Raw genomic sequence first — 9,326 nt, forward strand, 5'->3', positions numbered from 1 at the left:
AGAGGAGCAGCTGGGTGCCGCCGCGATCGCCCGCAGGCTCGGCATCGGCCGGGCCTCAGTCTATCGGGTATTGGCGGATCAGTGGGTGCCGGCTGTCCACTCAGCAGGGTTCTTTGCTTTCATTAAGCTCGTCCAGCACCGCTTCGGGAGCAACATCCCTTTTAATCTCTTCAATCGCAGTAGCGTCCTTGACCTTGACATTCAGGTGGGCAGCAATTGCAGTCACGACCTCCGAAAGCTTGGTCAACTCGTGCTCAGTCAGCAGATTAATCTGAAGATCGAGATCGGCGCGTTTGTCAGCTGCAGCGGACGTACGATTCTGGCTGATCAGTACAAAGGTGGACAAGAAGATTGCTTCGACCGATGCCACCATTGCCAGGATGACGAACGACGGATCAAACGTCGGCACTCCTGGTATGACGCCCAGATTGACCACGATCCATGAGCCGTAGACAGCCAAATGCAGGTACACGAAGCGCATGCTGCCGGTGAACGACGTGATCGCCTGGGCTAGCCGTTCTTCGCGTGTTGCTGAGGCTGCCTCTTGCCGACGCCGCTCGGTGATGGCGTCGATGTTGCGTTTGAGTGCGCTGCTCAGGCTTGGCGGTGGTGGTGGTGGGAGAGTCGGTGTCGTGGTGGACATAGCGGCTTAGGCTCGATCTTAGCTTCACCGTTCAGAATCGTGCTGCGCGCTTAGGGTTGCATCGACCAGCGCCGCGCCGGAGCAGGTCGAGGAGGCGTGCGCATCAACACCGCAGCCCGCCATGCGGCGGCCGAGCGCTCCCTGGCCGGGACGGGAGCGGGCAGGATCACGGCTGATCGCATACGGCAGTGCATCGCAGCCGATGCACCCGTCAGCCGTTCGATCATCGTACGGGACCGAGGACTATCGCTGCGAGCCACAATGAAGCCGACGCATCCGGGCGCGTTCATCCGCAACGAGATCCTAGCCGATCTGGAACTGTCTACCGAACAGGCAGCCGACATCCTGGGTGTCGACAGCGATAGCCTGGCGGACCTGCTTCACGAACGGACGAGCCTGTCGCCAGAGATGGCGCTGCGGCTGGAAAAGGCCTTCGGCCTCAGCCTGGAGACGTTGCTGCGCCTGCAGGCGCGCTTCGATGCCTGGGCAATCCGGCAGCGCGCGGACGAAATCCAGGTGAGACGCTACCGGCCGCGGTGAAGGGTCTGCCGCCGGCCAGGCGGTGCGGCTTTGACAGGACCGGGCGCGGCCGGGTAGCCTTGTACAAAATTACCCGATGAAGAACATAAGTTCAGGGAGTGCCACCGGCTGATGGATACGGTCATCGGCGTCGACAGCAGCACCACCGCGACCAAGGCGATCGCGTTCGACCGGGCCGGCACGCCCCTGGCGGAAGGCCGGGCGGCAATCCCGATGAGCCAGCCGGGCCCCGGCGCGTTCGAGCAGGAGCCGGGCGCGTGGTGGGCAGCGCTGGTCGAGGCGCTCGCGGATCTCGGCAGCAAGGTCGATCTCGCCACGGCGCAGGCACTCACCATCGCCAACCAGCGCGAGACGGTGGGATTTCTCGATGCGGCCGGTGAGCCGGTTCGCCCGGCGCTGGTGTGGCTGGACGAACGCGGGCGGCCGGACATCGAGATCATGTCCAGGGCGCTGGGTGCCGACCGGCTGCACCGGATCAGCGGCAAGGCGCCGGACCTCACGCCCGCGGTCTACAAGCTCAACTGGCTACGCCGCACCGAACCCGCAGCGTTCGCCAGGGTCGCGCACGTGGTCGACGTCCACGGCTATCTCGTCCGGCGCCTGACCGGCGACGGGCGGACCAGTTGGGCCAGCGCCGACCCGCACGGCCTCTACGATCTGGAGCACAAGCGGCTCTCACCGGAGATCCTGGGCTGGCTCGGCCTGAGCGAGGCCCAGTTCCTGCAACCCGAGCGCCCCGGCACCGTGCTTGGCACTATCAAAGGAGAGGCAGCAGCCGTGACCGGCCTGCCGGTGGGCATCCCGGTCGCGGCTGGGGGTGGCGATGGCCAGTGCGCCGGGCTCGGCTGCGCGATCCTCGAGCCGGGTGCCGCCTATCTCAACCTCGGCACCGCCACCGTGCTCGGCGTGTACAACCAGGACTACGTGGTCGACCGCGCGTTCCGCACCGTGTCGAGCCTGACCGGTACCGGCTATCTGTGCGAATACGTGCTGCGCACCGGCGCGTTCCTCACCGACTGGCTGATGACCAGCCTGCTGGAGAAGGGCACCGACCCCGCCTCGTTCGCGCGGCTGGAACAGGAGGCCGCTTGCGTGCCGGCGGGATCCTGCGGGCTGCTGCTCCTGCCCTACTGGAGCGGCGTGATGCAGCCGCACTGGGACCCGGACGCACGCGGCGTGCTGGTGGGCCTGGGTGCTGAGCACCGGCAGGGGCATGTGTATCGGGCGCTGATCGAGGGCATTGCGCTGGACCTGGCCTCGGGCTGCCAGGCGATCGACCGGTTCGTCGCGATCGGCGGCGGCGCGCGCAGCGAACTTTGGCGCCAGATCGTGGCGGATGCCACCGGCAAGGAAGTGCAGGTGTCCGACACGGTGGAAGCCTCCTGCCTGGGGGCCGCGATGATCGCCGCGACCGCGGCTGGCTGGTACCCGGACGCTACGGCCGCAGCCCGCGCCATGGCCGGCCGCCTGCGCGAGCGCCGGCTTCCCGACCCGGCCGCCCATGCCCGGTATGGGACGCTGCGCGAGCTCCATGCCGGCCTCTACCCGGCCCTGCAGCGGACCTATGCCGGTCTCGCCGCCTTTCGCGAGGAATCCAGAACGTGAGCGACGTCGTCCGGGACGTGGTCGAGGGCCGGTTCTTCGCACCCGAGCTCGGCCAGAACCTGCCCTCCCCGATCCAGCTCCTGGAGATCGCGCCGTCCCTCGCCGGCCGGGAGCGGGCGCTGGTCGAGAGTGTGGGGCTGACCGGCCGGCTCGCCGTGGTGGCCGACCAGAACACCACGCCGGTGATGGGCCGGCGGGTCCACGAGGCCCTGTCGAACGCCCAGCTCGTGGTCCTGGACCATCCGAAGGCGGACGAGGCGACCGCGGCACAGCTCCAGGAGCGCGTGGCCGGCTGCGACCACCTGATCGCGGTGGGCTCGGGCACGCTCAACGACCTGTGCAAGTACGTCTCGCACCGCACCGGCCGGGCCTGCGCGGTGTTCGGCACCGCGGCGTCGATGGACGGCTATGTGACCACGACCGTGTCGATCACCCGCGGCGGCTATAAGCTGACCCTGCCGGCCCAAGCACCAAGGGGCGTGTTCTTCGACCTGGAGGTGATGGCCGCAGCGCCGGAGTTCGCCACCCTCGCCGGCTTCGGCGACACGATCTGCCGCAGCGTCTGCCAGGTCGACTGGCTGCTCTCCCACCTCCTGCTCGACACGGTCTATGCCGAGACGCCCTATGCGATGATGGCTGCCGACGAGCAGCCACTCTACGAACTGGCCGGGAGGCTCAGGCAGGGCGACCAGGCGGCCGTGCTACAGCTGGTCCGGCTTTCCGTCCTGTCCGGCTGCGGCGTGCTGGTGACCGGCACCAGCCATTGTGGCTCGATGGGCGAGCACCAGATCAGCCACTATATCGACATGCTGCTGCGCCCTCACCCGGGCACGCTGCATGGCCAGCAGGTCGGCATCGCCACCTGGACCATGGCGCGGCTCCAGGCGCACTACCTGGCGAGCGACGCGCCGCCGGTCCTGGCACCGCTCAGCTTCACCGACGCCGAACTGGCCCAGCGCTATGGCGAGCTGGCCGGCGGGGTGAAGGAGGCGGTCGCGCGCAAGCCCTTCGACGCGGCGGCGACCGCGCGGCTGAACCGGCGCCTCCAGGACCGCTGGCCGGAGATCCGGCAGAAACTCCTGGCGGTCATGCTGCCGCTGGAAAGGATGGAGGACGCGATCCGGCGCGCCGGCATGCCGAAGACGGCCGCCCAGATCGGGATCGATCCCGCCTTCTACCGCCAGGCGGTCCGCCATGCGCTGGAGATCCGCGACCGCTACGGCTTTCTCGATCTCGCCGCCCAGGCTGGCGGGCTCGACGGGTTCGCCGCCGGCGAGACATGATCGACCAGGACGAGCAGCGGCGCACCCGGATCGCCTGGCTCTATTATGTCGAGGGCCGCACCCAGGCCGAGATCGCCGCGACACTCGGCATCAACCGGGTGAAGGTGCTGCGCGACCTGGCAGCCGCGCGCGAGGCCGGGCTGGTGCAGTTCCGCATCCATGGCCGCCTGGCCGGCTGCGTGGCTCTGGAACGGGAGCTGTGCCAGCGCTTTGGGCTGCGCGATGCGGTGGTCCTGCCCACGCCGCAGGATCCGGCGAGCCTGCCCGTGGTGCTGGGCACTGCGGCCGGACACTATCTGTCCGACCGCCTGGGGCCCGGCATGACCGTGGGCGTTGGCTGGGGCCGCACCTTGCGGTGGAGTGCCCGCTCGATCCAGCGCCGGAGCATCCGGGACCTCACCATCGTCTCGCTGATGGGCGGCCTCGGCCGGGCCTCGGAGTTCAACACCTACGAGACCGCGGCGCGCCTCGCCGAGGCCCTGGACGCGACCTGCCTCTACATTGCCGCCCCCACTTATGCGTCCAGCCCGGCGCTGCGCGACCTGCTGCACGCACAGGACTCGCTGGCCGAGGTCCGCGCCCGTGCGATGCAGGCGCAGATGGTCCTGTTCAGCGTCGGCACGCTCGGCCCCGACGCACCGACCCTGACACGCGGCCTCTTGACCGATGCGGAACAGGCTTCCCTCGACGCTGCGGGTGCCGTCGGCGACCTCCTCGGCCATTTCCTGGGAGCCGACGGTCGCCTGCTCGACCATCCAGTCAACCGCCGGGTGGTCGGCGTGGCGCCGGACGAGCTGGCGGCGGTGCCCATCCGCATCCTGGCATCGGGCGGGCCGGAAAAGGGCCAGGTCATGCGCGCGGTGCTGGCCGCCGGCTACGCCAACCTGCTGATCACCGACCAGCAGGCGGCGGAGGCGCTGTGCGCCGATGCGCGCTAGATGGCGTGCCTGTACCGTGTCGTCGTGCGTGCGGAGGGAGCGGATTGTCCAAGACCGATGGCCAAGTTCTCGTCCTCACCGGCCCGCCGGGCTCGGGGAAGACTACGACGGCCCGTGCGCTGGCCGCACTTGCGGATAGGCCGGCCGTGCATCTGCATGCCGACGACTTCTGGCACTTCATCAAGTGCGGCGCGGTCCCTCCTTATCTTCCCGATGCCGACGAGCAGAACCAGACCTTGATGCAGGCCCTGGCGCAGGCGACAGCGGCCTACGCCCGAGGCGGGTTCTTCGTCGTGGTGGATGGCATCGTGGGACCGTGGTTCCTCCAGCCATTCCGCGCGGTCGAAGCGCCGCTGCACTACGTGGTCCTGCGCGTGCCCCTACCGATCGCGCTGGAACGCTGCCGCCGCCGTGGTGGCGACACACTCACTGCGTCCGGTCCGATCTCATCCCTACACGAGCAGTTCGCCACGCTGGGTGCGTTGGAGCGCCACGCGATCGACCTGGACGGCCACGGGCCCGAGCAGGCTTTGGCCGCGGTCCGGGAGGCCCTGGCCAACGGCAAGTTTCGCCTGTCGCCTCAGCTCCCGTAGCGCTTGGCACGGTCCATGATCGCCTTGGCGCGCTCCAGGATCGGATAGTCGATCAGCTTGTTGTCGACCGTGAACGCGCCATGACCCTGCTCCTCGGCCTGGCGCATCCCGTCCAGCACGCGCCGGGCCCAGTCCACTTCCTGCGGCTCGGGCGCGAACACGCTCTGGATGATGCCGATCTGGTCCGGATGGATCGCCAGCTTGCCCTGATAGCCCATGGCCTTGACCCGCCGGGCATTGGCCAGCAGGCCGTCGCTGTCGCGGATGTCGGCGAACACGCTGTCGATCGGGCTGGGCAGACCGCCGGCACGCGAGGCGATCACCACGGCGGCGCGCGCATGCTGGCACTCCGCCTCGCCGCTGGTCCACTCGACCCCGAGATCGCCCGTGAAGTCACCGGCGCCGAAGGCCAGGCAGAACGGCCGGGCGATCCGCGCCTGCACGATGTCGCCCAGGTTCAGGATACCTTTGGCGGTCTCGACGATGCCGATCAGCTCCAGCGTGCTGCACGGCAGGCCGCGTGCCCGCTCCCAGGCGCGCAGCAGCGCATCCAGCTCGAGCACGTCGGCGGCCGCCTCGATCTTGGGCAGGACGATGCCGCGCAGGCCGGGATGCACCATGCCCGCCAGGTCCTCCTCGCCGCAGGCGACGGTGAACGCGGTTGAGGCCCGCACCGGGTTGATCCGCACGAACGCCCGCCCCGGGTACGCGCCGACGAACTCGGCCGCCTTCTCCCTGGCCAGCGGCTTCTCGGCCGGCGGCACCGCGTCCTCCAGGTCGAGGATCAGTGCATCGACGGCGAAGCCGGTGGTCTTCTCGCGGAAGCGGTCGCGATGGGCGGGCACGAAGAGGAGCGCGCGCGGCGGCACGTACATGGAGTCACTCCGAGGGCGGGGCCGGAGCGCGCCGTTGCGGCAGCTCCGCGGATGGGGCGGTGGCATGATCCGGCGCCGGCACGACCGCGTCGTCCGCGCGCTGCGCATCGCGGATCGAGGTGCGCAGAGTCTCGCCGGCACTCAGAATGTGCTCGCGCATCAGATGCTCGGCCCGCACCGCCTGGCGGTCGATGATGCACTCCAGGATCTTCTTGTGCTCCTGGTTGTACCGGGCGAGCTCCTCGGCCGTGTAGGAGGCGAAGATCGGCGGATAGACCGAGGGGATCTGCCGGACCATCTGTAGCATCGGCTGGAGGAAGCGGTTCTCGACCGATTCGATGATGCTCTGGTGGAACACCTGGTTGTGCTGGCGCCAGGAATCGCGGGCATGGTCGTCGAGCGGGCCGGTCTTGCGCAGCAGCTTTTCGACCTGGTCGATTGCGTGGCGGGCCAAACGCTCGTCGTCCAGCTTCATGCCCCGCTCGGCCGTTACCCGGCAGGCCATGCCCTCCAGCAGCGCTCGCATCTCGTAGGCTTCGATGATGTCGCGGACATGGAAGGGCCGGACGATGAAGCCGCGGTTCGGGTTGTATTCGAGCAGGCCGTCCTTCTCGTTCGCGGCCAGGGCCGCGCGCACCGGCGTGCGGGAGACGGCGAACTGCTCGGCCAGGGCCGCCTCGCGCAGGTGCTGGCCGGACGCGAACTCCCCGCGCAGGATCATGTCGCGGATGCGCGCGGTCAGCTCTTGGGACGTCAGTTTCATGCGGTCTCCGGATCGAGATGCGGGCGGTGCTCAGATAGCGCCCTTGCCGCGCAACTCTTCTATGCGCGCCGCATCCAGGCCAAGCAGGTCGCGCAGCACCTCGTCGGTATGGGCACCCAGTGCCGGGCCCAGCCAGCGCACGGCACCGGGCGTGCCGCTCATGCGCGGGATCACGTTCGGGATGGCGACCTCGCCTGCCCGCGGATCCGCCACGCGCAGGATGTTGCCGCGCGCGGCGTAGTGCGGATCCGTGAAGATCTCGTCGATCCCGTAGACCGGGCCGCACGGCACTTCGGCTCCGGAGCAGCGGGCCAGCACCTCATCCCGCGGCATTGAGCCGGTCCAGTCGGCGACCATGCCATTGACCTCGCCGCGCCGCTCGATCCGTGCCTTATTGGTGGCGTAGCGCGGGTCCTCTTTCAGTTCGGGGCGACCCATGACGTCGGCCAGCCGGCCGAAGATCTTGTCGTTGGTGCAGGCGATCGCCACCCAGCGGTCGTCCGAGGTCGGGTAGTGGCTGTGCGGGACCACGATCGGGGTCTCGGCACCCTCGCGCCGGCGCACGAAGCCGAACCGGTCATAGGCCGGCGCCACTTCGTCCAGGATCCGGAAGATCGCCTCATAGAGCGCCATGTCGATGACCTGGCCCTTGCCGGTCCGGTGGCGCGCCTGCAGCGCCATCTGCACGGCGAGGGCGCCGTAGAGCCCGGCCATGTAGTCGGCGAGCGTGGCGGAGCCAGGCTGGGCCGGCGGGCGGTCCGGCTCGCCGGACAGGAACGAGATGCCGCCGAACGCGTTGGCGATCCGGCCAAAGCACGGCCGGTTGGCGTAGGGCCCGGTCTGGCCGTAGCCGGACACGCGCAGCAGGATCAGCTTCGGGTTGACCTCGGACAGGACGTCCCAGCCCAGCCCCCAGCGCTCCAGTGTCCCTGCTTGGAAGTTCTCGCACACCACGTCGCTGATCCGGACCAGGTCCTTGAACAGCTCGGCACCTTCCGGCGTGCGCAGGTCCAGGCAGACGGACTTCTTGTTCCGCGCTTCGCTCAGCCAGACGAGCGTGTCGCCGCACTCGGTTTGGGTGCCCAGGCGCCGGGCATGGTCGCCGATCTTGGGCAGCTCGATCTTGAGTACCTCCGCACCGAACTCGGCCATGATCGTCGCGGCATAGGGAGCGGCGATGAAGGTGCCGATGTCGAGGACGCGCAGGCCGGCCAGCGCAGCTTCGGAGGCCGCTTCGACTGGGTTGGTTGCTTCAGCAGAGGTCATGATAGCGGTTCCGGCAGGTCAGTAGCTGGCCAGGAGCGGGAAGGCCCAGACCAGCGCCAGCAAGAGGCACTGGAGGAAGGTGAAGGGCCAGAACGCGTTGAAGATCGTCTCGAGCGAGATGTGCGGCGGGGTCACGCTCTTCATGTAGAAGGCGGCCGTGCCGAACGGTGGCGTCAGGTAGCCGATCTGGCAGGTGATCGCGAACAGGACGCCGAACCAGACCAGGTCGTAGCCCAGGCCCACCACCACCGGGCCGAAGATCGGCACGGTCAGCAGGCAGATCGCGGTGCCCTCCATGAAGCAGCCGAGGAACACCCAGATCGCCAGCATCACGCCGATGATCGCCCAGGGCGGCAGGGTGGAGCCCAGGAACAGGTCCTTCACGAAGGTGGTGCCGCCCAGGAGATTGTAGACACCGATCAATGCCACCGCGCCGAACACCAGCCAGAGCACGATGCCTGAGGTGCGGATCGTCTGCATGGAGACGTCGGCCAGCATCGACCAGGTGAGCTCGCGGCGCAGGGCCGCCACCAGGATCATCGCGGCAGCACCCAGTGCCGCGGCCTCGGTCACGGCGGCCACGCCCAGATAGATGCTGCCCAGCACGCCCGCACCGATCATGAGCGGCAGGACGATGCGTCGGAGCAGCGCCAGCTTCTCGGCGAGCGGCATGTTGCGGCGCTCGTCGGTGGGCGGCGGGCCCATGGCCGGGTTCAGGCCGCAGCGGACCAGGATGTAGACGATGAAGCTGCCTGCCATCAGGAAGCCCGGCAGGAACGCCGCGGTGAACAGGTCGCCCACCGAGACGTTGGCGGTCAGC

Annotated in this window: 10 protein-coding genes and 1 pseudogene; 6 read left to right on the plus strand and 5 right to left on the minus strand. The window is 68.8% G+C overall.

From position 1 onward, the window contains the following. Positions 1–94: pseudogene (locus EQG76_RS33805) on the plus strand (helix-turn-helix domain-containing protein); the annotation flags it as partial. Between the two features lie 6 nt (positions 95–100). Here EQG76_RS33805 and EQG76_RS29755 read toward each other — a convergent pair. Beyond that, positions 101–643 carry a DUF1003 domain-containing protein gene (locus EQG76_RS29755; RefSeq protein ID WP_159718866.1) on the minus strand — a complete coding sequence of 181 codons (543 nt, stop codon included), beginning with the start codon at positions 641–643 and terminating at the stop codon, positions 101–103. 96 nt (positions 644–739) lie between these two features. On the opposite strand from EQG76_RS29755, the gene EQG76_RS32635 reads away from it, so the two are divergent. The 5 genes from EQG76_RS32635 to EQG76_RS29780 all read left to right on the plus strand — a co-directional run bounded on the left by EQG76_RS32635 (position 740) and on the right by EQG76_RS29780 (position 5,602). Beyond that, positions 740–1,183, plus strand: a complete 444-nt coding sequence (locus tag EQG76_RS32635; protein ID WP_235031625.1) for a HigA family addiction module antitoxin — start codon at positions 740–742, stop codon at positions 1,181–1,183. 111 nt (positions 1,184–1,294) lie between these two features. Further along, entirely contained in the window at positions 1,295–2,788 is a 1,494-nt protein-coding gene (locus EQG76_RS29765) for a xylulokinase (RefSeq protein ID WP_159718867.1), read from the plus strand. Continuing rightward, positions 2,785–4,071, plus strand: a complete 1,287-nt coding sequence (locus tag EQG76_RS29770) for an iron-containing alcohol dehydrogenase (RefSeq protein WP_159718868.1) — start codon at positions 2,785–2,787, stop codon at positions 4,069–4,071. The genes EQG76_RS29765 and EQG76_RS29770 overlap by 4 nt, the downstream gene beginning before the upstream one ends. Then, a complete protein-coding gene (locus tag EQG76_RS29775; RefSeq protein WP_159718869.1) occupies positions 4,068–5,009 on the plus strand; it encodes a sugar-binding transcriptional regulator in 942 nt (313 codons plus the stop codon). The genes EQG76_RS29770 and EQG76_RS29775 overlap by 4 nt, the downstream gene beginning before the upstream one ends. Before the next feature lie 44 nt (positions 5,010–5,053). Beyond that, the gene (locus tag EQG76_RS29780) at positions 5,054–5,602 is read left to right on the plus strand and encodes a phosphotransferase-like protein (RefSeq protein WP_159718870.1); all 549 of its coding nucleotides are present in this window, start codon (positions 5,054–5,056) and stop codon (positions 5,600–5,602) included. Here EQG76_RS29780 and EQG76_RS29785 read toward each other — a convergent pair. The 4 genes from EQG76_RS29785 to EQG76_RS29800 form a co-directional block, all read right to left on the minus strand. Further along, the gene (locus EQG76_RS29785) at positions 5,590–6,477 is read right to left on the minus strand and encodes an HpcH/HpaI aldolase/citrate lyase family protein (RefSeq protein WP_159718871.1); all 888 of its coding nucleotides are present in this window, start codon (positions 6,475–6,477) and stop codon (positions 5,590–5,592) included. The two genes, EQG76_RS29780 and EQG76_RS29785, sit on opposite strands and share 13 nt — an antisense overlap. 4 nt (positions 6,478–6,481) lie before the next feature. Continuing rightward, entirely contained in the window at positions 6,482–7,240 is a 759-nt protein-coding gene (locus tag EQG76_RS29790) for a GntR family transcriptional regulator (protein ID WP_159718872.1), read from the minus strand. Between the two features lie 30 nt (positions 7,241–7,270). Continuing rightward, entirely contained in the window at positions 7,271–8,506 is a 1,236-nt protein-coding gene (locus EQG76_RS29795) for a CaiB/BaiF CoA transferase family protein (RefSeq protein WP_159718873.1), read from the minus strand. An 18-nt stretch (positions 8,507–8,524) separates the two neighbouring features. Next, positions 8,525–9,326 (minus strand): TRAP transporter large permease subunit (locus EQG76_RS29800; RefSeq protein ID WP_159718874.1); only part of this gene is annotated, 802 nt, incomplete at its 5' end.

Origin of the sequence: Geminicoccus flavidas, from assembly GCF_009806515.1 — a bacterium.
GTDB lineage: Bacteria > Pseudomonadota > Alphaproteobacteria > Geminicoccales > Geminicoccaceae > Geminicoccus > Geminicoccus flavidus.

Bases quoted from the DNA above. Each gene is read 5' to 3' on its own strand.
- EQG76_RS29790 (WP_159718872.1), bottom strand. From the start codon at position 7,240: ATGAAACTGACGTCCCAAGAGCTGACCGCGCGCATCCGCGACATGATC.
- EQG76_RS29755 (WP_159718866.1), bottom strand. From the start codon at position 643: ATGTCCACCACGACACCGACTCTCCCACCACCACCACCGCCAAGCCTG.
- EQG76_RS29775 (WP_159718869.1), top strand. From the start codon at position 4,068: ATGATCGACCAGGACGAGCAGCGGCGCACCCGGATCGCCTGGCTCTAT.
- EQG76_RS29785 (WP_159718871.1), bottom strand. From the start codon at position 6,477: ATGTACGTGCCGCCGCGCGCGCTCCTCTTCGTGCCCGCCCATCGCGAC.
- EQG76_RS29795 (WP_159718873.1), bottom strand. From the start codon at position 8,506: ATGACCTCTGCTGAAGCAACCAACCCAGTCGAAGCGGCCTCCGAAGCT.
- EQG76_RS29765 (WP_159718867.1), top strand. From the start codon at position 1,295: ATGGATACGGTCATCGGCGTCGACAGCAGCACCACCGCGACCAAGGCG.